Consider the following 25326-nt stretch of genomic DNA (forward strand, 5'->3'; position numbering starts at 1 on the left):
CGGATGAGAACGAAGAGGGTCTTCCACGCGGTGGACTCCCACACCGAGGGCATGCCCACCCGGGTGATCACCGGGGGAGTGGGGGTCATCCCGGGCTCGACCATGGCCGAGCGGCGCGAGCACTTCCTGGCCGAGATGGACCACGTCCGCACCCTGCTCATGTACGAGCCGCGCGGCCACTCGGCGATGAGCGGGGCCATCCTGCAACCGCCCACCCGGCCCGACGCCGACTACGGCGTGCTCTACATCGAGGTCTCCGGCTGCCTGCCCATGTGCGGGCACGGCACCATCGGCGTCGCCACGGTCCTCGTCGAGACCGGGATGGTGGAGGTCGCCGAGCCGGTCACCACCATCCGGCTGGACACCCCCGCGGGCCTGGTCGTCGCCGAGGTCCGGGTCGAGGACGGCGCCGCCACGGAGGTGACCATCACCAACGTGCCCTCCTTCAGCGCGGGGCTGGACCGCGTCGTCAAGGTGCCCGGCGTCGGAGAGGTCGTCTACGACCTCGCCTACGGCGGCAACTACTACGCGATCCTGCCCGTCGAGTCGGTGGGCCTGCCGTTCGAGCGGTCGCACAAGCAGGCGATCCTCGACGCCGGCCTGGCGATCATGGGGGCGATCAACGAGCAGGCCGAGCCGGTCCATCCGCTGGACCCCGGCATCCGGGGCTGCCACCACGTGCAGTTCACCGCGCCCGGCTCCGACGCCCGGCACTCGCGGCACGCGATGGCGATCCATCCCGGCTGGTTCGACCGCTCGCCGTGCGGCACCGGTACCAGCGCCCGGATGGCCCAGCTGCACGCCAGGGGGGAGCTGCCGCTGGACACCGCCTTCGTGAACGAGTCGTTCATCGGTACCCGCTTCGTCGGGAGGCTCACGGAGGAGACGGAGGTGGCGGGCCTGCCCGCGGTGGTTCCGGCCATCACCGGGCGGGCGTGGGTCACCGGCACCGCCCAGTACTTCCTCGACCCCCGCGACCCGTTCCCCGGAGGGTTCCTCCTCTGATCCTCCGGTCATCTGGTCATTCGGGAAGGATCCTCCGGTCATCCGGGATCCCCTGATCATCCGGCTTGCGGCCGGACAGGACCGTTTCCCGTGAGGACCGCACGACCGTAACCCCCCACGGGCCCCATCCCGGCCTCCCCCCGGAGCCCCACTCCGGCATCCCCCCGGAGCTCCCACTCCGGACTTCCTCCGAGCCCTCACCCCGGCGAACCGTCGCGGGAGACCGCTCCCGGCGCCGCCCGTACCCTCCCGAGCTGGGAACACGCCGCCCTCCCCGGGAGGTTCACCGCGGATCGCGCCTTGGGGGAAATACGGCGTCTTAACGCTAACGGTCTTGTTTCGGCCCTTGACGCGCATGTGCATTGCACGTGCAATATCACACATCATCGGACGTGAGGAGCCGCACATGCGTGCCACCCCCCTGAAGTGCTTCACCTCGCTGGCCGTTCTCGGTCTCCTGGTCACCGGATGTGGCCAGGGACTGCTGGGTGACGGCGGCGGCGGAGGCCAGACGGCCGCGGCGAAGGACGAGCCGATCGTCCTCGGCATGCTGATCCCGCAATCGGGCAGCGAGGCCGCCATCGGTCCCTACATGAGCAACGCGGCGCAGCTCGCGATCGACGAGATCAACGCCAAGGGCGGTGTGCTCGGCCGCAAGCTGGAGCTGAGGACCGCCGACGACGCCTGCGACGCCCAGTCCGCGGCGGCGGGCGCCAACAAGCTGGTCACGGAGGGGGTCGACATCTCCGTGGGCGGCTACTGCTCCGGTGCGACGCTACCCACCCTGCCGATCTTCGGCAAGGCCGGAATCCCGATGATCATCCCGGCCGCCAACTCCCAGGAACTGGTCGACCAGAAGCTCAAGCACGTCTTCCTGATCAACGGCACGGGCTCCCAGCAGGCCGCGGCCGCGGAGAAGTGGATCGCCAAGCAGGAGTCCAAGAGCGTCGCGCTGATGCACGACAACACCAGCTACTCCAAGGACATCGCGCTGCGCACCCAGGCCCTCCTGGAGGCCCCCGACGGGGCCGAGGCCGTGATCACCGAGGCGGTCACCCCGAAGGAGAGCGACTACAGCGCCAACATCACCAACGTGCTGGCCAAGAAGCCCGACTTCGTCTACTGGACCGGCTACTTCCAGGAGGGCGGCCTGATCGCGCGCCAGCTCCGGCAGGCCGGATACAAGGGCTCCATCATGGTCGGCGACGGCTCGGTCTCCCCCAAGCTGATCGAGATCGCCGGGGACGAGGCCGCCGAGGGCCTCTACGCCACGATGACCCAGACGCCCGACACCCTTGAGGGCGCCGAGGGCTGGATCGAGGCGTACAAGAAGAAGTACGCCGCGGAGCCCGGCCCCTACTCCAACCAGGCCTACGACGCGGTGCGGCTCGCCGCCGAGGCGGTCACCAAGGCGGGCGCCACCGACGGTGACAAGGTCATCGCGGCACTTGAGGCGATCGACGGCTTCTCGATGTTCTCCGGGCCGCTGAAGTTCACCCCCGAGCACACCCTGGCCAACGGCGGCTTCCAGATCCTCGTCGTCAAGGGCGACAAGTTCGCCCTGCAGGACGCCCTCCGGTGACGCAGCTCGTCTGGAACGGATTGTTCGTCGGCTCGTTCTACGCTCTGGTGGCCCTGGGCTACAGCATGGTCTACGGGATCATCAAGCTGCTCAACTTCGCCCACGGTGACCTGTACATGCTGGGCGCGTTCGCCGGCTTCGCCATCCTCGGCGCGGTCGGCGGCGTGTCCTCCGCGATGGCCCTGCCGCTGCTGCTCGCGGTGCTCCTGGCGACGATGGCCGTCACCGGCCTGGCCGGGGTGGCGCTGGAGCGGATCGCCTACCGCCCGCTCCGCCGCGCCCCGAGGCTGTCCCTGCTGATCACCGCGGTCGGGGCCTCCTTCGCCCTGGAGTACGGGATGCGCGCGGTGGCCGGGGCCGACCCGCGGGTCTACCCGGTGCGGCTGGGCGGCACCTCGCTGGAGATCCTCGGGGCCCGGCTCACCGTGCAGCAGGTCGTCCTGGTCGGCGTGGCGGTGCTCCTCATGGCCGGGCTCAACCTGCTGGTCACCCGCACCCGCGAGGGCCGGGCGATGCGGGCCATCGCGCTGGACCCGCGCACCAGCGCGCTGATGGGCATCGACGTCAACGCGGTGATCTCCCGGACCTTCTTCATCGGCTCGGCGCTGGCGGGCGCCGCGGGCGTGATGGCCGGGGCCTACTACGGGAAGATCGACTTCATGATGGGCTTCCTGATCGGGCTCAAGGCCTTCACGGCGGCCGTCATCGGTGGCATCGGCAACATCCCCGGCACGATGCTCGGCGGCCTGCTGCTCGGGCTGCTGGAGTCGTTCGGCACGTTCTGGCTGGGCGGTGAGTGGCGCGACGTGTTCGCCTTCGGGGTGCTGATCCTGTTCCTGACGGTGCGGCCCACCGGCCTGCTCGGCGAGCGCGTCACGGAGCGGGTGTGAACGAGACCGCCGAGCCCTCCGGAGCCACCGGGTCTTCCGGAGTCACCGGCCCTTCCGAAGCCGCCGGGACCAAGGTCCGCCGCCGCGGCACCGACAGGCCCCCCAGCCGGGCGTCGAAGCTGCTGCAGAACCGGTGGGCCGGGATCGCCGGGCTGCTGATCGCGCTGCTCGCCCCCTTCGTCAACGCCACGCCGTACGCGCTGTCGGTCATGACCAGCGCGGCCATCGCCGTGATGCTCGCCGCCGGGCTGAACATCGTGGTCGGCTACTGCGGCCTGCTCGACCTGGGCTACGTCGCCTTCTTCGCGGTCGGCGCCTACACCAGCGGGGTGCTGGCCACCCGCTTCGACCTGCCGCTGCTCGCCACGGTGCCCGCCGTGCTCGTGGTCACGGTCGTCGCCGGGATCGTCATCGGCGCCCCCACCCTGCGCCTGCGCAGCGACTACCTCGCCATCGTGACCCTCGGCTTCGGGGAGATCATCCGGATCACCGCCAACAACCTGGACGTCACCGGCGGCCCCTCCGGCATCTACGGCATCCCGCACCTGGTCGAGCATCCCGCGGCCTTCTACTACGTCACCGTGGCCGTCGTCTCGCTGGCCGTCCTCGGCGCGGCGCGGCTGGGCCGCTCCCGCCTGGGCCGGGCCTGGCGCTTCGTCCGGGAGGACGAGGACGCCGCCGAGGCGATGGGCGTGCACACCTACCGGGTCAAGCTCGCCGCCTACATCGCCGGGGCGGTCTGGGGCGGCCTGGCCGGGGTGCTGTTCGCCGCGCAGCTGTCGGCCATCTCGCCGGGCAGCTTCACCTTCCTGTCGTCGGCGCTGGTGCTCATGGCCGTCGTCCTCGGCGGCATGGGCTCGGTGCCCGGCGTCGTCGTCGGCGCCGTCGTGATCAGCATCCTGCCGGAGATCCTGCGCGACCTCGCCGACTACCGGTTCTTCCTGTTCGGCGTGCTGCTCATCGTCTTCATGCTCCTGCGACCGCAGGGGATCTGGCCGGCTCGTTCCAGGGAGGTCCCGTGAGCCTGCTGAGCGTGGCCGACCTGCGCCTGACCTTCGGCGGGCTGGTGGCCATCGACGGCCTGTCGTTCTCGGTGGACGAGGCGGAGATCGTCTCCGTGATCGGGCCCAACGGGGCGGGCAAGACGTCGGCCTTCAACTGCGTCACCGGCTTCTACCGGCCGACCTCCGGCCGGATCACCCTGCGCGGCAGGGACCTGCCGGGGATGCGGCCCTCGGCCGTCGCGGGCCTGGGGGTCGCGCGGACCTTCCAGAACCTGCGCCTGTTCGGCGAGCTGTCGGTCCTGGACAACGTGCGCGCCGGATCGCACCTGTGGCTGCGCCAGAGCGTCCTGGACGCACTGCTGCACACCCCGCGCTACCGGCGCTCCGAACGCGAGTGCACCGAGCAGGCCCACCACTGGCTGGACTTCGTCGGCCTGCGCGGCGACCGGTACGGGCAGGCCCGCCACCTTCCGTACGGCGAGCAGCGCCGCACGGAGATCGCCCGTGCCCTGGCCCGCCGCCCCGACCTGCTGCTGCTGGACGAGCCCGCGGCCGGGCTCAACCACGGCGAGAAGGCCGAGATGCTCGACCTGATCCGGCGCATCCAGGCGCTGGGGGTGGCCATCGTGCTCATCGAGCACGACATGGGCCTGGTCATGGAGGTCTCCGACCGCGTGGTCGTGCTCAACTTCGGCAGGGAGATCGCCGACGGCCGCCCCGAGGACGTCCGGCGCGACCCGGCCGTCATCGAGGCCTACCTCGGCGGCGATCCCACCGCCATGAGGGACGAAACCGACGAAAGCGACGGGAAGGACGGGTCCGCGACGGCGAGGAAGGACGGTGCCGGAGAGGACGACGAGGGGGAGGACGAAGGCGCCGGAAGAGAGACCGCCGGAAGAGAGAACGAGCAAAGAGAGACCGCGGGGAAGGACAGCGCGGCCGGGGGAGACGCCGATGCTTGAGATCGACGGGCTGGACGTCCACTACGGCGGCGTACACGCCCTGCGCGGCCTGTCGCTCGGCGTCGCCGAAGGGGAGATCGTCGCCCTGCTCGGCAACAACGGCGCGGGCAAGACCACCACGCTGTCCGCGGTCTCGGGGCTGCTGCGGCCCTCGGGGGGCGAGGTGGTCTTCGACGGTAAGACGATCACCAGGGAGAAGCCGCACCGGATCACCGCGCGCGGCCTGGTGCACGTCCCGGAGGGCCGCAGGATCTTCAGCACGCTCAGCGTGCACGAGAACCTCCAGCTCGGCGGCTACCTCGTCCGCGACCAGGCGGAGATCCGCACGCGGATCGAGCGCGTCTACGAGCTGCTGCCCCGCCTGGCGGAGCGGCGCGCCCAGCAGGGCGGCACGCTGTCGGGCGGCGAGCAGCAGATGCTCGCCATCGGCAGGGCGCTGGTCACCGGGCCCCGGCTGCTGCTGCTCGACGAGCCGTCCATGGGTCTCGCGCCCCTCGTGGTCGCCTCGGTCATGGAGCTCATCGCGGGGATCAACGCCCAGGGCACCTCGGTCCTGCTCGTCGAGCAGAACGCCGTGGCCGCCCTGGCGATCGCGCACCGCGGCTACGTGATCGAGAACGGCGAGTGCGTCCTCGACGGGCCCGCGGCCGAGCTCCGCCGGGACTCCCGGGTGGTCGAGGCCTACCTCGGCGGGGTCCGGGAGGGCGAGCGGGGATGACCGGCGGACCCGCCACCGGTGCCGTACCCCCGGGATCGGCCCCCGGGTGTTCGGAGGCGAGCGCATGGCCTGGGAGGATGTGGGGGTGGCGGGTTCCGCCGATCAGGCGTGGACGCGAGCGACACGAGAGGCTCCGGTATGGCTCCTAGGGCGGACGGCCGGCTCGACCTGCCGGCCGTGAGCGAGCGGCAGAGCCTGCGCGAGCAGGTGGCCCACGCGCTCAGGGCGGCCCTCATCACCGGCGAGATGAGGCCCGGCATGGTCTACTCCGCCCCGGTCCTCGCCGCCCAGTTCGGGGTCTCGGCGACCCCGGTGCGCGAGGCCATGCTCGACCTGGCCAAGGAGGGCCTGGTCGAGGCGGTGCGCAACAAGGGCTTCCGGGTCACCGAGCTGTCCGACCGGGACCTGGACGAGCTGACCGAGATCCGCAGGCTCATCGAGGTGCCCACGGTGGCGCAGCTGGCCGACGCCGGTCGCGCGCCGAGCTTCGAGGTGCTGCGCCCGCTGGCCCAGGCGATCGTCGACGCCGCCGAGCGCGGCGACCTGATCGCGTACGTCGACGCCGACATCCGCTTCCACCTGGAGCTGCTCGCCCTGGCGGGCAACTCCCACCTCGTGGAGGTGGTCCGCGACCTGCGCAACCGGGCCCGCCTGTACGGCCTGTCCTCCCTGCACCGGCACGGCACCCTCGCCGACTCCGCCCGCGAGCACCTCACCCTGCTCGCGCTGCTCTCCGAGGGGGACGCGAGCGGTGCCGAACGGCTGATGCGCGCCCACATCCGGCACGTCCGCGGCATCTGGGCCAGCCGGTCCGAGTAGCGCGGCCCGGCGGCCGGGCCCGACCGGCGAAGGCGCGGCGACCCGGAACGTGGCCCGGTGGGTATCCCGGAAGCGAGAGCGGCCCGGCGGTGTCCCGGAAGCGAGAGCGGCCCGGCGGTGTCCCGGAAGCGCCGGGCCGGGGGCACCCCACCGCAGAAATGGGCGCCCGCCGCCGGAACGGGGCCGGCGCCCCGGTGCGGGCGGGTCAGCCGGTGCCGCGGGTGGCGCCCACGCTGGCGACGACCACGCAGCCGATGGCGGCCCACTCCCGCACCTGGAGCACCTCACCCAGCACCAGCAGCCCGACCAGCGCCGCCATCGCGGGCTCCAGGCTCATCAGGATGCCGAAGACCCGCTTGGGCATCCTGCGCAGCGCCTCCAGCTCGATCGAGTAGGGGATGACCGACGACAGCAGGCCCACCCCGAGCCCGATCAGCAGAAGCTCGGGCTGGAGCAGGTCGGTGCCGCCCGAGGTGATCCCGACGGGGGCGACCAGCACGCAGGAGACGATCATCGCCAGGGAGAGGCCGGTGCTTCCGGGGAAGCGCCGGCCGACCGAGGCGGACAGCAGGATGTAGCCGGCCCAGCAGGCCGCCGCCACCAGGGCGAAGGCGATCCCGGCCCAGCTGATCCTGGACACCGTCGTGCCCCACGGGGCGAGCAGCACCACGCCCGACCCGGCGAGCACGACCCAGAGCAGGTCGAGGCGGCGGCGCGAGGCCGCCACCGCGACGCCGAGCGGGCCGAGGAACTCGATCGCCACCGCGATGCCCATGGGCAGCCGGGCGAGCGCCTCGTAGAACGACAGGTTCATCACGCCCAGCGTCACGCCGAACGCCACCCCCGCCCCGATGTCCGCCCTGGACAGCCCGCGCAACCGGGGGCGGGCGATCGCGCCCATGATCAGCGCGCCTGTCGCGATCCGCAGGAACACCACGGCGCTCGGCGGCAGCTGGGAGAACAGATCCTTGGCGAAACCCGCGCCCACCTGCACCGACAGGATGGCCAGCATCACCAGCCCGGACGGCGGGACGGCGTCGGAGGCCGCCTTCAGCAGTGCCCCGGGCCCGAGCGGGCTCTGCTTGTACGGCTCGGCGGGCCCCCGCAGGGCTTCGGCGGTCACGACTCTCCTCATGCCAGGTGCATAGTGGGCAATGACACCTTACTGATCGTGACCCTCGTTTTCAGCGGCGTCCGCGATGCGAGACACCCCGCGACGGGGAGGCCCGGTGAGAGGTGACGGGTCGGGGAAAGGGACGCCCGGGCGGAGGCGACGGCCCGGTGGGGGAGCCGGCAGGGGAGAGGGGCCCGCCGGGCTATCCGGTTCCGGGCGCCGGGTCGCGGGTGTAGAGCGCCACGGTCATACCGGGCACGCGGCCCGTCCGCCACGCCTTGACCCGGACGAAGCCCTCCCTGGCCAGGGCGGCGACCCGGCCGACGCGCGAGGCCGCCTCCGATCCGCCGCGCCAGACCACCCAGACCCGCTCGCGCCCGGCCACGGCGGCGGCCACGTCGGGGCGCTCCGGGTAGCCGAAGGAGTCCGGCAGGGGGCGGGGCCCGGCGAGCAGCACGTCGTCGGGCAACCCCTTCCCGCCGTGCCGTGTCCCGTTGTAGTAGAGGAAGCCCTCACGCAGCGAGGAGCGCCCGTAGACGAGGGCGTCGCCCGGCCGGGACTCGCTCGCGAGGATCCGTACCGCCCGGGGGAAGTTCTCGTGGTGCCCGTCCTCCCCGCGGAAGTCCAGCTGGCCGGGGAGGCCGGCCACCAGGACGCCCGCCAGCGCGAGCCCGGAGGGCAGGCGGGGCAGCGCGGCGAGCGCGATCCCGGCCAGCAGCGCGTACGCGGGCACCGTCGCGAACAGGTAGCGGTCGACGTAGACCGGCGAGACCAGGTGGGACAGGGCGAACAGCAGCAGGGGCGGCAGGAGCGCCCAGGCGCCCAGCAGGACGACCCAGAGCCGGTCGGTGCCGTGTCGCCGGCGCAGGAACGGGACCGCCGCCGCGAGGGCCAGCACCGCGCACCCCGCCAGGGCGGTGCCCCCGGCCATCTTGGGCAGCGCCAGGAACACGTCGGGTCCCGGCAGGGTGATCCAGCTGATCGCGTGCCGCTCGGCGAAGCCGACCACCGCCCAGACGGCCCCCGGGACGCACCCCAGGGCCATGCAGGCCAGCGCCCTGGGCAGGACGCCCCGCCCGTACAGGGCGATCGCGAGCAGGTGCGCGGCCAGTGAGAGCAGCGCGAACACCTGCGTGCAGCCCAGCAGCGCGACGGCGGCCGCGTACCTCCACCAGCCGCCGCGCCGTCCGGGCTCCTCGATCGCCCGGTACAGCGCCCAGGTGGCCAGGACCGCGGCGGCGGCGGCGAACGCGTAGGAGCGGACGTTCTGCCCGTGGTAGGTGACCGAGGGCAGGAAGACGTAGACGGCGGCGGCGGCCAGTCCGGCGGGCTGCGAGCTCAGCCGGCGTCCCAGGTCGGCGACGAGCGCGGTGGCCGCGCCCGTCGCGAGCGCCGAGGGCAGCCGCATCCACCACTCGGCCTGCCCGAACTCCAGCCACAGGTGCATGAACCCGTAGTAGGGCAGGAAGTGCCCGTCGATGTGCTGGGCCAGCTCCCAGAGTCCTCCGGCGCCACGGCGGGCCGCGCTGAGGGTGGCGAGCTCGTCCGACGACTGGGAGACCGTGGACGAACCCGCGACGGCGACGAGCGTGGCGACGATCCCCATAGCCAAACTCGGCCAGATTTGCCCCGTATGTCGTGTCGCCGGAGCGGATGAAGATCGCGTTCCAGTAATGATCACTTGGAGGATGGTAGATCTTGGTGATCATCCTCGTAGATCTTTTAAGGTGGAAAGTGGGGATATTTCCGGTTAAATGGGTCCGGCGCGTGAATTCCGGTGCGCGGGCCCGGCCGGCTCACTCCCAGCGGAACGTCCGGGAGGTGAGGAGGAGCGACACCGCCGCCCACGCCGCGAGGGTCGCCACGGCGGCGAGCGGGAGCCCCGAACCGTCGCTCAGGACCGCGCGGAGCCCCCCGGTCAGCGCCGAGATCGGCAGCAGCTCCAGCACCGGCCGTACCGCCTCGGGGAACTTCGCCAGCGGGAAGGCGACCCCGCCGCAGGCGAGCAGGAGCAGGTAGACGAGGTTCGCCGCGGCGAGCGTGGCCTCGGCGCGCAGCGTTCCCGCCATCAGCAGGCCGAGCCCGCTGAACGCGGCGGTGCCCAGCACGACCAGCAGCAGCGCCGCGAGCGGCGAGCCCGTGGGCTGCCAGCCCAGGGCGAGCGCCACCGCGCAGATGACCGCCACCTGGACGACCTCCACGGCGACCACCGCGAGCGTCTTGGAGAGCATCAGCCCGGTCCGTGACAGCGGGGTCGCGCCCAGTCGCTTCAGCACGCCGTACCGGCGCTCGAAGCCCGTCGCGATGGCCTGCCCGGTGAAGGCCGTGGACATCACGGCCAGCGCGAGCACCCCGGGGGTCATGAAGCCGATCCGTGAGCCGCCGCCCACGTCGAGGATCGGGGCGGAGGAGAGGCCGACGAGCAGCAGCACCGGGATGATCATCGTGAGCAGCAGTTGCTCGCCGTTGCGCAGCATCGCCTGGATCTCCGCGCCCGTCTGGGCGGCCACCATCCGGCCCAGCGGCGCGGCTCCGGGAGCCGGCGTGAGGTCCAGGGTCGTCATGGGGCTCTCCTGCGGTCTGGCCCGCGCTCCGGCTCCGGCCCGGGCCGTGCCCGGACGCGCGCGGGGCGGGGGCGAAGGGGGTTCGGGGGCGTCACCGGAGCTCACGCCCGGTCAGTTCCAGGAAGACGTCCTCCAGGGTGCGCCGCTCGATGCTGAGGTCGTCGGCGGTCACCCCCTCGGCGGCGCACCAGGTCGTCACGGTGGCGAGGAGGCCGGGCGCGACCTGCCCCTCGATGATGTAGTGCCCCGCCGGCGACTCCTTGGCCGCGCTGCCGGCGGGCAGGGCGGCGAGCAGCTCGTCCAGGCAGAGGCCGGGCCGGGCGCGGAAGCGCAGCTGCCGCTCGGCGCCGGTGAGGGAGGAGGGCGTGCCCTCGGCGACCACCCTGCCGCGGTCGATGATCACGATCTGGTCGGAGAGCCTCTCCGCCTCGTCCATGTGATGGGTGGTGAGCACCACCGAGACCCCGCTCGCGCGCAGGTCCCGTACCAGTTCCCAGCAGGCGTGCCTGGCCTGCGGGTCCAGGCCCGCGGTCGGCTCGTCGAGGAAGACCAGCTCGGGACGGCCGATGACCGCCCCCGCCAGCGACACGCGCTGCTGCTGGCCGCCGGAGAGCCTGCGGTACGGGGTGCGGGCGTGCTCGCTCAGCCCCAGCCGCTCCAGCAGCGCCGCAGGGTCGAGCGGGTGGGCGTGGAAGCGGGCCATCAGCCGCAGCCACTGCCCGCAGCGGGACGCGGGGGGAACGCCGCCCGCCTGGAGCATCACCCCGACCCTGGCCCGCAGTTCCGGTCGCGACGGGTCGAGCCCGAGCACCCTCACGGTGCCGCCGTCGGCCCGGCGGAATCCCTCACAGATCTCCAGGGTGGAGGTCTTGCCGGCCCCGTTGGGGCCCAGCACCGCGGTGACCGCGCCTCGGGCGGCGTTGAAGGTCAGGCCGTCGATCGCGGTCGTCCCGCCGTATCTCTTGACCAGGTCGACGATCTCGACGGCTGGGGAGTCCATGACCACGAGTTTAGGGACCGCGCCCGCCGGTCCCGCTCCCGGACCACGCGTCCAGAGCCGTCCCCGTCCCGTTTTCCGCCCGGCACCGGACCTGCCCGGCTGTCCCTCGAAGGTTTTTCTGAGGAAATTTCCAAAATACAGGAATTTGGATGACCAGCTGTTGGTTGGGACGCTTCGGCCCCTTTGGGTCCGCCATCGCCCGTGACCGGAGGGGTGGCCCGCAACCGAGTGGCCCGCAACCGAAGTGGCTCGCGGCCAAAAGGGGATACAGGTATGACCGCGGCCGTCGTCGAGCCGGAAGTGGCGCCGACCGCACGGCGCAGGACACTGCTACTGCTCATCCTGGGCGCGCTGTCGGCGGTCGGTCCCCTCTCGATCGACATGTACCTGCCCGCCTTCCCCTCCATCGCCGCCGACCTGGGCACCGGGCAGGCACAGGTGCAGCTCACCCTCACCGCCTGCCTCATCGGGTTCTCCGTCGGGCAGGTCGTCGCGGGCCCGATCAGCGACACGCGCGGCCGGCGCGGCCCGCTGCTGATCGGCATCGCCGCCTACGCCGCCGCCTCCCTGCTGTGCGCCTTCGCCCCGTCGGCGTACGGGCTGGTGGGCTTCCGCCTGCTCCAGGGCGTCGCGGGCGGCGCCGCGCTGGTGATCGTCCGCGCGGTCGTCCGCGACCTGTACGAGGGGGCGGCCATCGCCCGGATCTTCGCCACCCTCATGCTCGTGACCGGCCTCGCGCCGATCCTGGCCCCGATCGCGGGCGCGCAGCTGCTCGAGCACACCTCCTGGAGGGGCGTGTTCGTCGCGCTGAGCGTCGCCGGGCTCCTGCTGCTGGTCTCCGCGCTGTCCGGGGTACGCGAGACGCTGCCCGCCGGGCGGCGCGAGAGCGGCGGGCTCCGGCACGCCCTCGCAACCTTCTGGCACCTGCTCCGCGACCGCTCCTTCATGGCCGCCACCCTGGCCGGGGGGCTGGGCTTCGCGGCCATGTTCGCCTACATCTCCGGGTCGCCGTTCGTGCTCCAGGACGTCTACGGCACCTCGGCGCAGACCTTCTCGCTGGTGTTCGGGCTGAACGCGCTCGGCCTGACCGTCACCGCGCAGATCGGCGGGCGCCTCGCCGGGCGCCTGGACCCGGCCAGGCTGATCCTCGCCGGGCTGTTCCTGAGCGTGGCGGGGGCCGCCGGGGCGCTCGTCACGGCCCTGTTCCACCTGCCCCTGCCGGTGCTGGTCGCCGGGCTGTTCGTGATGATGTGCGGGGCCGGTTTCGTCATGCCGGGCAGCGGCGCGCTCGCCCTGGCCGGCCAGCCCCAGCAGATCGCCGGGAGCGCGGCCGCGCTGACGGGCGTGCTGCAGTTCGCGCTCGGCGCGCTCGCCGCCCCGCTGGTGGGGCTGGGCGGTGAGGGATCGGCCCTGCCGATGGCCGTCGTCCTGGCCGGTTTCACCCTCGCCTCGCTCGCCGCCTTCGTCGGCCTGCGGGGGACCTCGCGGAGCGTTTCCCCAGGTTAGGTAAGGCTTACCTGCGTGACAAACCACATTCGATCGACCGTACATCGGGTTTGTAAGTGGGGAAGCAATTACGGCACACTGATGTTGTGAAATACGTGACCGGGATGCAGGGCACCGAGGGATCCGCCGCCGCGCGGCCCTCAGGCGTGTCCGCCGAGCGCAGCACGCGAGCGCGTGTCGCCCGGCTCATCCTGGAGCACGGGCCCGTCACCGCCGCCGCCCTCGGCGAGCGGCTCGGCCTCACCTCCGCCGCCGTCCGCAGGCATCTCGACGCCCTGCTGGCCGAGGGGATGGCCGAGGCCCGCACCGCCAGGCCGCGAGGCCAGCGGGGGCGCGGGCGACCGGCCAAGCTGTTCGCGATAACCGACGCGGGCCGCAGCGCCTTCGAGCACGCCTACGACGGCCTCGCCGGGAGCGCGCTGCGTTTCCTCGCCGAGCGCGTGGGCGAGGAGGCCGTGGCGGAGTTCGCCCGGTCGCAGGTGGCCGGCCTGGTCGACCGCCTGAGGCCGAGGATGAGCGAGGTCCCCGCCGACCAGCGGGTCCGCGTCCTGGCCGAGGCGTTGTCGGCCGACGGCTACGCCGCCTCGGCGAGCAAGGCCAGCCTCGGCGGCGAGCAGCTGTGCCAGCACCACTGCCCGGTGGCGCACGTGGCCGCGGAGTTCCCGCAGCTGTGCGAGGCCGAGACCGAGGCGTTCGCGCGCATCCTCGGCACCCCCGTGCAGCGGCTCGCGACCATCGCCCACGGCGACGGCGTGTGCACCACGCACGTGAGTCCCCACAGAACACCCGGGCCGGGCGCGAAAGAGCGCGAGCCCGGCCTCTCGATACCTGATCCGGCGCCACCGCCGGCAATCCACGAAACGATCGACACCTCGAGCAAGGAGACCGGAAGGTGACTGTCACCGACCGCCCGGAGCTGGAAGGCCTCGGGAATTACAAGTTCGGCTGGGCCGACTCGGACGCCGCGGGAGCGACGGCCCGGCGTGGCCTGTCCGAAGAGGTCGTCCGCAACATCTCCGCGCTGAAGAGCGAGCCGGAGTGGATGCTGGACCTTCGTCTGAAGGGGCTGCGCCTTTTCGGTAAGAAGCCCATGCCCAACTGGGGTTCCGACCTCAGCGGGATCGACTTCGACAACATCAAGTACTTCGTGCGCTCGACGGAGAAGCAGGCCGCCTCCTGGGAGGACCTGCCCGACGACATCAAGAACACCTACGACAAGCTCGGCATCCCCGAGGCGGAGAAGCAGCGCCTGGTCGCCGGCGTCGCCGCCCAGTACGAGTCCGAGGTGGTCTACCACAAGATCCGCGAGGACCTTGAGGAGAAGGGTGTCATCTTCGTCGACACCGACACCGCGCTCAAGGAGCACGAGGAGATCTTCAAGGAGTACTTCGGGACCGTGATCCCCGTCGGCGACAACAAGTTCGCCGCGCTGAACACGGCCACCTGGAGCGGCGGCAGCTTCATCTACGTGCCGCCGAACGTCAACGTGGAGATCCCGCTCCAGGCCTACTTCCGGATCAACACCGAGAACATGGGCCAGTTCGAGCGGACCCTGATCATCGTCGACGAGGGCTCCTACGTCCACTACGTCGAGGGCTGCACCGCGCCGATCTACTCCTCCGACTCGCTGCACAGCGCGGTCGTGGAGATCATCGTGAAGAAGAACGCGCGCTGCCGCTACACGACCATCCAGAACTGGTCGAACAACGTCTACAACCTGGTCACCAAGCGCGCCGTGGCGTACGAGGGCGCGACCATGGAGTGGGTCGACGGCAACATCGGCTCCAAGGTCACCATGAAGTACCCGGCCGTCTACCTCATGGGCGAGCACGCCAAGGGCGAGACCCTCAGCGTCGCCTTCGCCGGTGAGGGCCAGCACCAGGACGCCGGGGCCAAGATGGTGCACCTCGCGCCCAACACCAGCTCCTCGGTGATCTCCAAGTCCGTCGCCCGCGGCGGCGGCCGCACCTCCTACCGCGGCCTGGTCCAGATCGAGGAGGGCGCCCACGGCAGCGCCAGCACCGTCAAGTGCGACGCGCTCCTCGTCGACCAGATCAGCCGCTCCGACACCTACCCCTACGTGGACGTGCGCGAGGACGACGTCTCCATGGGGCACGAGGCCACCGTCTCCAAGGTCTCGGACGACCAGCTCTTCTACCTGATGAGCCGCGGCATGGGCGAGGACGAGGCGATGGCGATGATCGTCCGGGGCTTCGTCGAGCCGATCGCCCGCGAGCTCCCGATGGAGTACGCCCTGGAACTGAACCGCCTGATCGAGCTGCAGATGGAAGGAGCCGTCGGCTGATGGGTCTCGACACCGGAAAACCCCTGTCGACCCTCCACGAGAAGGCCTCGTACGACGTGGCCGACTTCGCGGTACCGACCGGCCGGGAGGAGGAGTGGCGCTTCACCCCGCTCTCCCGGCTCAAGGGCCTGCACGAGGGGGTCGCGGCCTCCGCGAACGTCGTCGTGCACGTCGACGCCGCCCCCGAGGTCACCGTGGAGACCGTCGGCCGCGACGACCAGCGGGTCGGCAGGGCGTACGTGCCCGCCGACCGGGTCAGCGCCCAGGCCTACGCCTCCTTCGAGAAGGCCACCGTGCTCACCGTCGGGCGAGAGGCCGTCGCCTCCAAGCCGACCGTGATCACCTTCACCGGGTCCGGCCAGGGCGCCGCGTACGGCCACACGGTCGTCAGGCTGGAGCCGATGGCCGAGGCCGTGGTCGTCCTCGACCACCAGGGCAGCGCCGTCTACGCCGACAACGTCGAGTTCGTCGTGGGCGAGGGTGCCACGCTCAAGGTCGTCAGCCTGCAGGACTGGGCCGACGACGCCGTGCACGTCTCCCACCACCACGCCCTGCTGGCCAAGGACGCGACCTTCCGCGGCTTCGTGGTCACCCTCGGCGGCGACCTGGTCAGGCTCTCCCCGTCGGTCTCCTACGACGGCCCCGGCGGCGACGCCGAGCTGAACGGCCTCTACTTCGTCGACGCCGGCCAGCACCTGGAGCACCGCCTGCTCGTCGACCACTCCAAGCCCGGCTGCCGCAGCAACGTCGACTACCGCGGCGCTCTGCAGGGTCAGGACGCCCACGCGGTCTGGATCGGCGACGTCATCATCCGGGTCGAGGCCGAGGGCACCGACACCTACGAGCTCAACCGCAACCTGCTGCTCACCGACGGCGCCCGCGCCGACTCGGTGCCCAACCTGGAGATCCTCACCGGCGAGGTCGCCGGGGCGGGTCACGCCAGCGCCTCGGGCCGTCTCGACGACGAGCACATCTTCTACCTCCAGGCCCGCGGGATCCCCTTCGAGGACGCACGCCGTCTCGTCATCAGGGGCTTCTTCGCGCAGCTGCTGGAGAAGATCGAGGTTCCCGAGCTTCGCGAGCGGGTGCTCGCCCGGGTCGAGGCGGAGCTCGAGAAGTGACGTTCGAGAAGGTCTGCAAGCTCGCCGACATCCCCGACGAGGGAGTGATCGGCCTTGAGGTCGGCGATACCCCCGTCGCCCTGGTCCGCCAGGGTGAGGAGGTCTTCGCGCTGCACGACGTCTGCTCCCACGCCGAGGTGAAGCTCAGCGAGGGAGAGGTCTACGACGGCACCCTGGAGTGCTGGCTGCACGGCTCGTGCTTCGATCTGCGCTCGGGCAAGCCCACCGGGCCGCCCGCCAACAAGCCCGTCCCCGTATACCGAGTAAAGATCGATGGCGACGACGTCCTCGTCTCGCTCTCGAAGGAGTCATAAAGTGTCTGACACGAGCCGAGTTCCCTCGGGTTCCACCCTGGAGATCCGCGACCTGCACGTCACCGTCGCCGACAAGGAGATCCTGCGCGGCGTCAACCTGACGGTGCGAGCCGGCGAGACCCACGCCATCATGGGCCCCAACGGCTCGGGCAAGTCCACGCTCGCGTACGCGATCGCGGGCCACCCCAAATACACCATCACCGGCGGCCAGGTCCTGCTCGACGGGGTCGACCTGCTGGAGCTCACGGTCGACGAGCGCGCCCGCGCCGGCCTGTTCCTCGCCATGCAGTACCCGGTCGAGGTCCCCGGCGTCAGCGTCTCCAACTTCCTGCGCACCGCCGTCACCTCCGTCCGCGGCGAGGCCCCCAAGCTCCGCGAGTTCGCCAAGGACCTCAAGTCCGGGATGGACGCCCTGTCCATCGACGCGACCTTCGCCCAGCGCAACGTGAACGAGGGCTTCTCCGGCGGCGAGAAGAAGCGCCACGAGATCCTCCAGCTGGAGCTCCTCAAGCCGAAGATCGCCGTCCTCGACGAGACCGACTCCGGCCTCGACGTCGACGCGCTGCGCGTGGTCTCCGAGGGCATCAACCGCTTCCGCTCCGACGAGACCGGCGTGCTGCTCATCACCCACTACACCCGCATCCTGCGCTACGTGAAGCCGGACTTCGTCCACGTCTTCTCCGCCGGGCGGATCGTGGAGCAGGGCGGCCCCGAGCTCGCCGAGAAGCTCGAGGCGGAGGGCTACGAGGCCTACACGAAGGCGTCGGCCTGATGGACACCGGCCTTGACGTGGAGAGGATCAGGAAGGACTTCCCGGTCCTGTCCCGCGAGCTTCCCGGCGGCAGGCCGCTCATCTACCTCGACTCGGGCAACTCCTCGCAGAAGCCGACCCAGGTGGTCGAGGTGATGCGCGAGCACATGGCGATGCACTACAGCAACGTCGGCCGCGCCATGCACGTGCTGGGCGCGGAGTCCACCGAGGCGTACGAGGACGCCCGCGACAAGGTCGCCGCCTTCGTCGGCGCGCCCGACCGCGACGAGGTCGTCTTCACCAAGAACGCCTCCGAGGCGCTCAACCTGGTGGCGTACGCCTTCGGCAACCCCATCGGCACCGACCCCCGCTTCCGGCTCGGCCCGGGCGACGAGATCGTCATCTCCGAGATGGAGCACCACTCCAACATCGTGCCGTGGCAGATGCTCGCGCAGCGTACCGGCGCGACGCTGCGGTGGTTCTCCGTCACCGACTCCGGCCGCCTGGACCTGTCGAACCTCGGCGAGCTCGTCAACGAGCGCACGAGGATCGTCTCGATCGCGCACCAGTCGAACGTGCTGGGCACGGTCAACCCGGTCGCCCCGGTGCTCGCCAGGGTCCGCGAGGTCGGCGCGCTGATGATGCTCGACGCCTCCCAGTCGGTGCCCCACCGGAAGGTGGACGTGGCCGCGCTGGGCGTCGACTTCCTCGCCTTCACCGGCCACAAGGTCCTCGGCCCGTCGGGGATCGGCGTGCTGTGGGCCCGCGGCGAGCTGCTCGAGGCGATGCCCCCGTTCATGGGCGGCGGCGAGATGATCGAGGCGGTCTGGATGGACCACTCGACCTACGCGCCCGCGCCGCACAAGTTCGAGGCGGGCACCCCGCCCATCGTCGAGGCCATCGGCCTCGGTGCCGCGATCGACTACCTGTCCGAGGTCGGGATGGACGCCGTCGTGCGCCACGAGCGCGAGCTCACCGCGTACGCGCTCGACGCCCTGGGGGAGATCCCGGGGCTGCGGGTGATCGGCCCGCTCGACCTCACCGACCGGGGCGGCACGGTCTCGTTCACGCTCGAGGGGATTCACCCGCACGACGTCGGGCAGATTCTGGATGACAACTTCGGGGTGGCCGTGCGCGTGGGGCACCACTGCGCCCGCCCGCTCCACCTGAGGTTCGGGATTCCCGCGACCACGCGGGCGTCCTTCTATCTCTACAACACACCGGCCGAGATCGACGCACTGGTCCGCGGCCTCCATCACGTGCGGAAGGTGTTCGCCTAGCCATGCCCGGGCAGTCGAGCCGGCGGACGGGTGAACGGCGGGCGCGAGACGCCGGCCGCACGGCGCGCGGCGACGCACGAACGCACGGCGCAGCGAACGAGAAGGTGAGCACGGCCCTATGATCGCCGAGTCCATGTACCAGGAGCTGATCCTGGAGCACTACAAGCACCCGCAGGGGAGGGGGCTCCGCGATCCGTACGACGCCGAGGTCCATCACGTGAACCCCACGTGTGGTGACGAGATCACCATGCGCGTGAAGCTGGGCGACGGAGGCAAGGTCGAGGACGTCTCCTACGACGGGCAGGGCTGTTCCATCAGCCAGGCCGCGGCCTCGGTGCTGCACGAGCTGGCCACCGGCTCGACCGTCGACGACAGCCTCGGCGTCGTGGACGAGTTCACCCGGCTCATGCAGGGCAGGGGAAAGATCGAGGCGGACGAGGACGTGCTGGGTGACGCCGTGGCCTTCGCCGGGGTCGCCAAGTTCCCCGCCCGGGTGAAGTGCGCGCTGCTGGCGTGGATGGCCTACAAGGACGCGGTCGTGAGGAGCACCGAATGAGCAAGGCAGTAGAGACCCCCACCACGGCGTACGACGGGGACACCACCCATGACGAGGTCATGGAGGCCCTCAAGGACGTCGTGGACCCCGAGCTCGGCATCAACGTCGTCGACCTGGGCCTGATCTACGGGCTCCACCTGGACGCCGCGGAGCAGGGCGGCGAAGGGGCCGAGGGCGGCGAGGGTGCCGTCCTGCCGGTCGCCACCATCGACATGACGCTGACCAGCGCGGCCTGCCCGCTGACCGACGTCATCGAGGACCAGGCGCACTCGGCCCTGGAGGGCATGGTCTCCGACGTGAAGATCAACTGGGTGTGGCTCCCGCCGTGGGGCCCGGACAAGATCACTGACGAGGGGCGTGAGCAGCTCCGGATGCTCGGTTTCAACGTCTGAGAAGTGGTCTTGGGTACGGCTCGCACCCCCCGGGGTTCGGGCCGTACCCAATTGTGTGAGAGGATTCCCGAGGCCGGGAAGAAAAGCCCGGCCAGGAGTGTTGACTCCAACCGACGGACAAGCGACCGGCTGATGCCGGACGCCCCGACCGAACCCGGCACTGCGAACGCCGGGTATGCTTGATCGTGGTTTGACTGCGTGCGGGTAAGCTAGACCCGCCCCGTGCGGTGCGCCTCGACTTGCACCGCACTACCGCCCCCATGTGGGCGTTGATCCAGCGCGGCCTCAGGCCGTGCGTTCCAGGCTCGTCCTTTCGCAGAAGTGACGTGCCCCGTTCTTCTATCGAAAGGCACGAGTCTTCGTGACCATGCTTGACGCTGTTCTGCCCGAAATCACTGACATCACCGAGATCTCCCAGGCCCCCGCAGGCGTGTCCGAGTTCACTCTCCTCGGCCTGCCGAAGCCGCTGGTGACCGGTCTCTCCCGTGCGGGCATCGACAGTCCCTTCCCCATCCAGCGGGCCACGATCCCCGACATTCTCGCCGGTCACGACGTCCTCGGCCGCGGCCAGACCGGCTCCGGCAAGACGCTCGCCTTCGGCCTGCCGATGATGACCCGCATCGCCGGCGCCAAGGCCCGTCCCGGCCACCCGCTGGCCGTCGTCCTGGTCCCGACCCGCGAGCTCGCCATGCAGGTGACCGACGCGCTCGAGCCGCTCGGCCGCGGCCTGTCGCTGCGGATGAAGACCGTCGTCGGCGGCATGTCCATGGGCCGCCAGATCGAGGCGCTGCGCCGCGGTGTCGAGGTCGTCGTGGCCACCCCCGGCCGCCTGACCGACCTCATGCAGCAGGGTGAGTGCATGCTGGACGAGGTCCAGGTGACGATCCTCGACGAGGCCGACCACATGTGCGACCTCGGCTTCTTCCCGGTCGTCAGCGCGATCCTGCAGCAGACCCCGGCCGACAGCCAGCGCCTGCTGTTCTCCGCCACCCTCGACGGCGACGTCGACAAGCTCGTCCGCCGCTTCCTCACCAACCCGGTGACCCACTCGATGGCCCCGGCCGCCTCCTCGGTCGACACCATGGAGCACCACGTGCTGGAGGTGCACCGCGACGACAAGTTCCCGGTGACCGCCGAGATCGCCAACCGCGAGGGCCGGACCATCATCTTCGTGCGCACCCAGCACGGGGTCGACCGGCTGTGCAAGCAGCTCGCCCAGGTCGGCATCCGGGCCGGCGGCCTGCACGGCGGCAAGCGCCAGAACCAGCGCACCCGCATCCTGGCCGAGTTCAAGGAAGGCACGATCAACGTCCTGGTCTGCACGGACGTCGCGGCCCGCGGCATCCACGTCGACAACATCAGCCTCGTGCTGCACGTCGACCCGCCCCAGGACCACAAGAGCTACCTGCACCGCGGTGGCCGTACCGCCCGCGCCGGGGAGAAGGGCACCGTCATGACGCTGGTGCTCCCCAACGAGCGTCGCTCCACCGACTCGATGACCCGCCGCGCGGGCATCAAGCCGTTCCGCATCAAGGCCACCCCGGGCCACCCGCGCCTGGAGGAGGTCGCCGGCGCGCGTACGCCCACCGGCGAGCCGATCCCGGTCTGGGAGCCCTCGGCACCGGCCGCCAAGCAGCGTCAGGGCCGCGGCGGCTTCGGCGGCAACGGTGGCGGCGGGCGTGGCCCGCGCCGCTTCCGCTCCGACCGTCCCGCCCACGGCGAGGGCCAGCAGCCCCGCGAGCGTTCCTTCGGTGACGACAACCGCGGCACCGGTGCCGCCGGTGGCGGTCAGTACCGCTCCGAGCGCCCGGCCGGCGGCGGTTACCGTTCCGAGCGCCCGGCGGGCGGTGGCTTCCGCTCCGAGCGTCCCGCCGGTGGCTACCGCGGTGGCGAGCGGCGCGAGCCGTTCCGCGCCGACCGTCCGGCTCCGGCCGGTGGCGGTCACCGTTCCGAGCGTCCCGCGGGCGAGCGCGAGCCGTTCCGCGGCGACCGCCAGGGCGGCGGCTTCCGCGGCGGCGAGTTCCGCGCCGACGGCCGCGGCTCCGCCCCGCGCAGTGGTGGCAGCCGCTACGGCCGCTGATCATCTCGTAGGGCCTGAGGGTCCTGCCGCTTGACACCCGAAGGGCCGGTACGGCATATGCCGTACCGGCCCTTCGGCGTTGTCCGGGGCTTCGCGCGACCGCGCTCGCTCGTCGACGGGGTGCCGCCCTCGCCGGGTCCTCCGGTGATCGAGGCCCGAGGTCCGGGGGCGGCGGATCATGCGGTTGACGATCTAGATCTGATCGTCATTATGGCTTTATATCCCGCTATTTCTGTTCCGCTTCGAATGCCCTGGGGGCCGGGCACTCTCCGCCGGGCTGCCCGTGTGATCTGTTGATGCGTGCCGGATCTCCGAGATAAGAGGATAAATGCGCCTTTCATGGTCCAGCCTCCGTGTTCTCGCCCGCCTCCTCCTCGTCGTCCCGCTGGCCACGGCCGGAGTCGCCACCCTCGTTCCCGCCGCATCCGCCGTGTCCGCGTCCGTCGTCTCCGCGTCCGCCGCGCAGAGTTACCGCGTCCTGCAGCTCAACCTCTGTCACAGCGGCGTCAACACCTCCTGCTTCAACGGGGCCAACGTCATCCAGGAGGCGCGCGACATCATCGGCGCCAGGCAGCCGCAGGTCGTCACGCTCAACGAGATCTGCCGCGACGACCTGGCCCAGCTCGCCCCCTCGATGGGGGACGGCTACCGGGTGTTCGCCCCCGCGCTGCGGCCCGACGGCACGCCGGTGCGCTGTGTCAACGGGGACGAGTACGGCAACGGGCTCATCTTCCGCGCCACGGGGGCGACGAGCTTCTCGGGCGTCTACGCCACCCAGGACGGCGGGAGCGAGAGGCGCGTCTACGTGTGCGCCGAGTTCTCCGACCTGACCGGTTGCACCACCCACCTGTCGACCACGGGGAACGTCGCCATGGCGCAGTGCAAGGCCGCCATCGCCATGCTGCGCGACCGGGGCGCGGCCACCAGGCCGACCTTCCTGGCGGGTGACTTCAACATGAAGTACGCGCCGCTGTTCGGGCAGAACGTCCAGAACTGCAACTCCGCTCCCTTCTTCAGGAAAGGGGACGGGGACGTGCAGCACGTCTTCGCGGCGAGCATGGGCTTCGAGCGCACCGACGTCATCTCCATGAGGTACACCGACCACCCCGCGCTGCTCGTCACGCTGACCAGGCCCTGACGGGGACCTCGCGCGGCGCCCCGGGGGCTCACCCCCGGGGGAGCGGTGAGCCCCCGGGGGTGAGCCGGGCCGGACGTCGAGGGCGTGCCAGGGGACGGCGCCCTTCGTGACCCCGGCTCGACCGGCGACGTCCCCGGGGGCGCCGGTCAGAGGTGCCGTCCAGGGGCGTCGGCCAGGGGCGCCGGCCTTCCCGTGATCCCTCTCTGGCCCGGCTCCGGGGGATTGTAACTGAACCGGTCTATCCGCCTATTGACAGTGCAGACACATTGACTTTACGGTCACGTTACTTATCCGGTTCAGCAAGCGCATGCGGTCGCGTTTAAATCGGTTGGGAGCGCTCCCATGCTGGAGAGGAGACAGTCGATGCGGATTCGACGAAGGTTCGCGATCCTCGGGGCGGCGGCATGCGTGGCCTGCACGGCCGTGGCCGGGTGCAGCGGAGGGTCCACCACGCCGTCAGCTCCGAGCGCGGCCCCGCAGGGTTCCGGCGGAGCGGCTCCATCGGCCGGGGCGGGTGGGGCGGGCGCTGCGGACGCCGCGTTCCCCCGCAACGAGACCCTGTACACCAGCGGCACCCAGTGGGGTCCCCCGGTCAACTGGAACCCGCTGCGGACCTGGGACTCGGCCACCGGCACCAAGGGGCTCGTCTACGAGACCCTGTTCCTGTACGACCCCCAGACGGACAAGTTCACCCCCTGGCTCGCCGAGAGCGGCACCTGGACGGACGACAAGACCTACGAGCTCAAGCTCAGGCAGGGCGTCACCTGGGCCGACGGCAAGCCCTTCACCGCCGACGACGTGGTCTTCACGGTCGAGCTCGGCAAGATGAAGACCATCCCCTACGCCAACCTGTGGGACTGGCTGGAGAAGGTCGAGGCGGCCGACCCGAACACCGTCAAGTTCACCTTCTCCGAGGCCAACTACCAGCAGTGGGCCAACTGGGTCTACGGCAACGCGATCGTCCCCAAGCACATCTGGGAGGGTCTCTCCGAGGAGGATGTGCTGAACGGCGTCAACGAGAAGCCGGTCGGCACCGGGCCGTACGCCTACCACAGCCACGACCAGGACCGGATGGCCTGGGTCAAGCGCGACGGCTGGTGGGCCACGGCGGCGCTGGGCAAGGAGGTCAAGCCCAAGTACGTCGTCGACATCGTCAACTCCAGCAACGAGGTCGCGATGGGCCTGCTGCTGCAGAAGGGCCTGGACCTCAGCAACAACTTCCTGCCCGGGGTGGCCAACCTGGTCAAGGGCAACTTCGGCGTCCAGACCTACTATCCCGAACCGCCCTACATGCTCTCGGCCAACACCGCCTTCCTGGTGCCCAACACCACGAAGAAGCCGATGGACGACCCCGCCTTCCGCAAGGCGCTCGCCAACTCCATCGACACCAAGAAGATCGTCGAGGGCGTCTACGGCAACCTGGTCAAGGCGTCCAGCCCGACCGGCCTGCTGCCGCAGTGGGACAAGTACGTCGACCAGGCCGTGGTGAGCGAGAAGGGCTTCGCGTTCGACACCGCGAAGGCGAAGAAGCTCCTCGCCGACGCCGGGTACAAGGACGGCGACGGCGACGGGTTCGTGGAGAACAAGGACGGCTCCAAGGCCTCGCTGAAGGTCATCGTCCCGGCCGGGTGGACCGACTGGATGGAGGCGAGCCGGGTCATCGCCGAGGGCGCCAAGGCCGCCGGGATCGACCTCACCCCCGAGTTCCCCGACTACAACGCGCTGGTCGACCAGCGCACGTCCGGCAAGTTCGACCTGCTGCTCAACAACGAGCGGCAGCTGTCCAACACCCCCTGGATGTACTACGACTACATGTTCCGGCTGCCGATCAACAAGCAGCAGAACACCGTCAACTTCGGCCGCTACGAGAACAAGAAGGTCTGGGACCTGGTCCAGGATCTCGACGGCAAGAAGGCCGACGACGTCGAGGGCATGAAGCAGGTCGCCTCGGAGATCCAGAAGATCCAGCTGGACGAGCTGCCGGTGATCCCCCTCTGGTACAACGGCCTGTGGGCGCAGACCAGCAACGCGGTCTGGACCAACTGGCCCTCCTCGGCCCCGGGCACCCCCAAGACCCCGCCGACCATGTGGCGCAACTGGCTGGAGCTGGGCGGGGTGCTGACCCTGACCGAGCTGAAGCCCGCCGGAGGCTGACCCCGCGATCCTCACCCCCTCCCCGCGCCGCCCGGAAGCCACCCGCCCGAGCTCCGGGAGGGACCCGCCGG

The 25326-nt window shown here is 70.9% G+C and carries 23 protein-coding genes; 19 read left to right on the forward strand and 4 right to left on the reverse strand.

All coding sequences use genetic code 11. The features are described from left to right. The first annotated feature begins 3 nt into the window (after nucleotides 1–3). The 7 genes from ACFFRH_RS16670 to ACFFRH_RS16700 all read left to right on the forward strand — a co-directional run bounded on the left by ACFFRH_RS16670 (nucleotide 4) and on the right by ACFFRH_RS16700 (nucleotide 6980). Nucleotides 4–1005: a proline racemase family protein gene (locus ACFFRH_RS16670; RefSeq protein ID WP_386157448.1), complete on the forward strand. Its 1002-nt coding sequence runs from the start codon at nucleotides 4–6 to the stop codon at nucleotides 1003–1005. A 406-nt stretch (nucleotides 1006–1411) separates the two neighbouring features. After that, on the forward strand, nucleotides 1412–2587 hold the full coding sequence (locus ACFFRH_RS16675; protein WP_386157451.1) for a branched-chain amino acid ABC transporter substrate-binding protein: 1176 nt from the start codon (nucleotides 1412–1414) through the stop codon (nucleotides 2585–2587). Continuing rightward, on the forward strand, nucleotides 2584–3477 hold the full coding sequence (locus ACFFRH_RS16680; RefSeq protein WP_386157454.1) for a branched-chain amino acid ABC transporter permease: 894 nt from the start codon (nucleotides 2584–2586) through the stop codon (nucleotides 3475–3477). The genes ACFFRH_RS16675 and ACFFRH_RS16680 overlap by 4 nt, the downstream gene beginning before the upstream one ends. Beyond that, nucleotides 3474–4499: a branched-chain amino acid ABC transporter permease gene (locus ACFFRH_RS16685; protein ID WP_386157456.1), complete on the forward strand. Its 1026-nt coding sequence runs from the start codon at nucleotides 3474–3476 to the stop codon at nucleotides 4497–4499. Before ACFFRH_RS16680 ends, ACFFRH_RS16685 begins: the two co-directional genes overlap by 4 nt. Continuing rightward, nucleotides 4496–5443: an ABC transporter ATP-binding protein gene (locus tag ACFFRH_RS16690; RefSeq protein ID WP_344747073.1), complete on the forward strand. Its 948-nt coding sequence runs from the start codon at nucleotides 4496–4498 to the stop codon at nucleotides 5441–5443. The genes ACFFRH_RS16685 and ACFFRH_RS16690 overlap by 4 nt, the downstream gene beginning before the upstream one ends. Continuing rightward, on the forward strand, nucleotides 5436–6161 hold the full coding sequence (locus tag ACFFRH_RS16695; protein ID WP_344747072.1) for an ABC transporter ATP-binding protein: 726 nt from the start codon (nucleotides 5436–5438) through the stop codon (nucleotides 6159–6161). The genes ACFFRH_RS16690 and ACFFRH_RS16695 overlap by 8 nt, the downstream gene beginning before the upstream one ends. 138 nt (nucleotides 6162–6299) lie before the next feature. After that, a complete protein-coding gene (locus tag ACFFRH_RS16700) occupies nucleotides 6300–6980 on the forward strand; it encodes a GntR family transcriptional regulator (protein WP_344747071.1) in 681 nt (226 codons plus the stop codon). Nucleotides 6981–7185: 205 nt separating this feature from the next. Here the strand turns inward: ACFFRH_RS16700 and ACFFRH_RS16705 are convergent, their stop codons facing one another. The 4 genes from ACFFRH_RS16705 to ACFFRH_RS16720 form a co-directional block, all read right to left on the reverse strand. Then, on the reverse strand, nucleotides 7186–8103 hold the full coding sequence (locus tag ACFFRH_RS16705) for an EamA family transporter (protein WP_344747070.1): 918 nt from the start codon (nucleotides 8101–8103) through the stop codon (nucleotides 7186–7188). 193 nt (nucleotides 8104–8296) lie between these two features. Further along, a complete protein-coding gene (locus tag ACFFRH_RS16710) occupies nucleotides 8297–9700 on the reverse strand; it encodes a glycosyltransferase family 39 protein (protein WP_344747069.1) in 1404 nt (467 codons plus the stop codon). A 190-nt stretch (nucleotides 9701–9890) separates the two neighbouring features. Then, complete coding sequence (locus tag ACFFRH_RS16715; protein WP_344747068.1) at nucleotides 9891–10658, reverse strand: ABC transporter permease; 768 nt, start codon at nucleotides 10656–10658, stop codon at nucleotides 9891–9893. Nucleotides 10659–10749: 91 nt separating this feature from the next. Continuing rightward, nucleotides 10750–11658 carry an ABC transporter ATP-binding protein gene (locus ACFFRH_RS16720; protein ID WP_344747067.1) on the reverse strand — a complete coding sequence of 303 codons (909 nt, stop codon included), beginning with the start codon at nucleotides 11656–11658 and terminating at the stop codon, nucleotides 10750–10752. A gap of 273 nt (nucleotides 11659–11931) precedes the next feature. On the opposite strand from ACFFRH_RS16720, the gene ACFFRH_RS16725 reads away from it, so the two are divergent. The 12 genes from ACFFRH_RS16725 (at nucleotide 11932) to ACFFRH_RS16780 (ending at nucleotide 25255) form a co-directional block, all read left to right on the forward strand. After that, the gene (locus tag ACFFRH_RS16725; RefSeq protein ID WP_344747066.1) at nucleotides 11932–13164 is read left to right on the forward strand and encodes a multidrug effflux MFS transporter; all 1233 of its coding nucleotides are present in this window, start codon (nucleotides 11932–11934) and stop codon (nucleotides 13162–13164) included. Between the two features lie 104 nt (nucleotides 13165–13268). After that, nucleotides 13269–14060: a helix-turn-helix transcriptional regulator gene (locus ACFFRH_RS16730; protein WP_386157927.1), complete on the forward strand. Its 792-nt coding sequence runs from the start codon at nucleotides 13269–13271 to the stop codon at nucleotides 14058–14060. Then, entirely contained in the window at nucleotides 14057–15469 is a 1413-nt protein-coding gene (gene sufB, locus ACFFRH_RS16735) for a Fe-S cluster assembly protein SufB (RefSeq protein WP_350967904.1), read from the forward strand. The genes ACFFRH_RS16730 and sufB overlap by 4 nt, the downstream gene beginning before the upstream one ends. Next, on the forward strand, nucleotides 15469–16590 hold the full coding sequence (sufD, locus tag ACFFRH_RS16740) for a Fe-S cluster assembly protein SufD (RefSeq protein ID WP_386157465.1): 1122 nt from the start codon (nucleotides 15469–15471) through the stop codon (nucleotides 16588–16590). Before sufB ends, sufD begins: the two co-directional genes overlap by 1 nt. Continuing rightward, the gene (locus ACFFRH_RS16745; protein WP_344747065.1) at nucleotides 16587–16904 is read left to right on the forward strand and encodes a Rieske (2Fe-2S) protein; all 318 of its coding nucleotides are present in this window, start codon (nucleotides 16587–16589) and stop codon (nucleotides 16902–16904) included. Before sufD ends, ACFFRH_RS16745 begins: the two co-directional genes overlap by 4 nt. A gap of 1 nt (nucleotide 16905) precedes the next feature. Beyond that, nucleotides 16906–17676 carry a Fe-S cluster assembly ATPase SufC gene (gene sufC / locus ACFFRH_RS16750; RefSeq protein WP_386157468.1) on the forward strand — a complete coding sequence of 257 codons (771 nt, stop codon included), beginning with the start codon at nucleotides 16906–16908 and terminating at the stop codon, nucleotides 17674–17676. Then, entirely contained in the window at nucleotides 17676–18935 is a 1260-nt protein-coding gene (locus ACFFRH_RS16755) for a cysteine desulfurase (RefSeq protein ID WP_386157471.1), read from the forward strand. Before sufC ends, ACFFRH_RS16755 begins: the two co-directional genes overlap by 1 nt. 118 nt (nucleotides 18936–19053) lie before the next feature. Beyond that, entirely contained in the window at nucleotides 19054–19491 is a 438-nt protein-coding gene (gene sufU / locus ACFFRH_RS16760) for a Fe-S cluster assembly sulfur transfer protein SufU (RefSeq protein ID WP_386157474.1), read from the forward strand. Beyond that, nucleotides 19488–19883 carry a metal-sulfur cluster assembly factor gene (locus ACFFRH_RS16765; RefSeq protein ID WP_386157477.1) on the forward strand — a complete coding sequence of 132 codons (396 nt, stop codon included), beginning with the start codon at nucleotides 19488–19490 and terminating at the stop codon, nucleotides 19881–19883. Before sufU ends, ACFFRH_RS16765 begins: the two co-directional genes overlap by 4 nt. Before the next feature lie 367 nt (nucleotides 19884–20250). Continuing rightward, a complete protein-coding gene (locus ACFFRH_RS16770; RefSeq protein WP_386157480.1) occupies nucleotides 20251–21963 on the forward strand; it encodes a DEAD/DEAH box helicase in 1713 nt (570 codons plus the stop codon). A gap of 328 nt (nucleotides 21964–22291) precedes the next feature. Then, nucleotides 22292–23101: an endonuclease/exonuclease/phosphatase family protein gene (locus tag ACFFRH_RS16775; protein ID WP_386157483.1), complete on the forward strand. Its 810-nt coding sequence runs from the start codon at nucleotides 22292–22294 to the stop codon at nucleotides 23099–23101. A 363-nt stretch (nucleotides 23102–23464) separates the two neighbouring features. Beyond that, nucleotides 23465–25255 (forward strand): ABC transporter substrate-binding protein, encoded by a 1791-nt coding sequence (locus tag ACFFRH_RS16780; protein ID WP_344746273.1) that lies wholly within the window; start codon nucleotides 23465–23467, stop codon nucleotides 25253–25255. Nucleotides 25256–25326: the final 71 nt, after the last annotated feature.

It is taken from the genome of Streptosporangium vulgare, assembly GCF_042428775.1.
In the GTDB taxonomy this organism is placed as follows: Bacteria; Actinomycetota; Actinomycetes; order Streptosporangiales; family Streptosporangiaceae; genus Streptosporangium; species Streptosporangium vulgare.

Bases quoted from the DNA above. Each gene is read 5' to 3' on its own strand.
- ACFFRH_RS16670 (WP_386157448.1), top strand. From the start codon at position 4: ATGAGAACGAAGAGGGTCTTCCACGCGGTGGACTCCCACACCGAGGGC.
- ACFFRH_RS16675 (WP_386157451.1), top strand. From the start codon at position 1,412: ATGCGTGCCACCCCCCTGAAGTGCTTCACCTCGCTGGCCGTTCTCGGT.
- ACFFRH_RS16695 (WP_344747072.1), top strand. From the start codon at position 5,436: ATGCTTGAGATCGACGGGCTGGACGTCCACTACGGCGGCGTACACGCC.
- ACFFRH_RS16700 (WP_344747071.1), top strand. From the start codon at position 6,300: ATGGCTCCTAGGGCGGACGGCCGGCTCGACCTGCCGGCCGTGAGCGAG.
- ACFFRH_RS16710 (WP_344747069.1), bottom strand. From the start codon at position 9,700: ATGGGGATCGTCGCCACGCTCGTCGCCGTCGCGGGTTCGTCCACGGTC.
- ACFFRH_RS16715 (WP_344747068.1), bottom strand. From the start codon at position 10,658: ATGACGACCCTGGACCTCACGCCGGCTCCCGGAGCCGCGCCGCTGGGC.
- ACFFRH_RS16720 (WP_344747067.1), bottom strand. From the start codon at position 11,658: ATGGACTCCCCAGCCGTCGAGATCGTCGACCTGGTCAAGAGATACGGC.
- ACFFRH_RS16725 (WP_344747066.1), top strand. From the start codon at position 11,932: ATGACCGCGGCCGTCGTCGAGCCGGAAGTGGCGCCGACCGCACGGCGC.
- ACFFRH_RS16730 (WP_386157927.1), top strand. From the start codon at position 13,269: ATGCAGGGCACCGAGGGATCCGCCGCCGCGCGGCCCTCAGGCGTGTCC.
- sufD (WP_386157465.1), top strand. From the start codon at position 15,469: ATGGGTCTCGACACCGGAAAACCCCTGTCGACCCTCCACGAGAAGGCC.
- ACFFRH_RS16755 (WP_386157471.1), top strand. From the start codon at position 17,676: ATGGACACCGGCCTTGACGTGGAGAGGATCAGGAAGGACTTCCCGGTC.
- sufU (WP_386157474.1), top strand. From the start codon at position 19,054: ATGATCGCCGAGTCCATGTACCAGGAGCTGATCCTGGAGCACTACAAG.
- ACFFRH_RS16765 (WP_386157477.1), top strand. From the start codon at position 19,488: ATGAGCAAGGCAGTAGAGACCCCCACCACGGCGTACGACGGGGACACC.
- ACFFRH_RS16770 (WP_386157480.1), top strand. From the start codon at position 20,251: ATGCTTGACGCTGTTCTGCCCGAAATCACTGACATCACCGAGATCTCC.
- ACFFRH_RS16775 (WP_386157483.1), top strand. From the start codon at position 22,292: ATGCGCCTTTCATGGTCCAGCCTCCGTGTTCTCGCCCGCCTCCTCCTC.
- ACFFRH_RS16780 (WP_344746273.1), top strand. From the start codon at position 23,465: ATGCGGATTCGACGAAGGTTCGCGATCCTCGGGGCGGCGGCATGCGTG.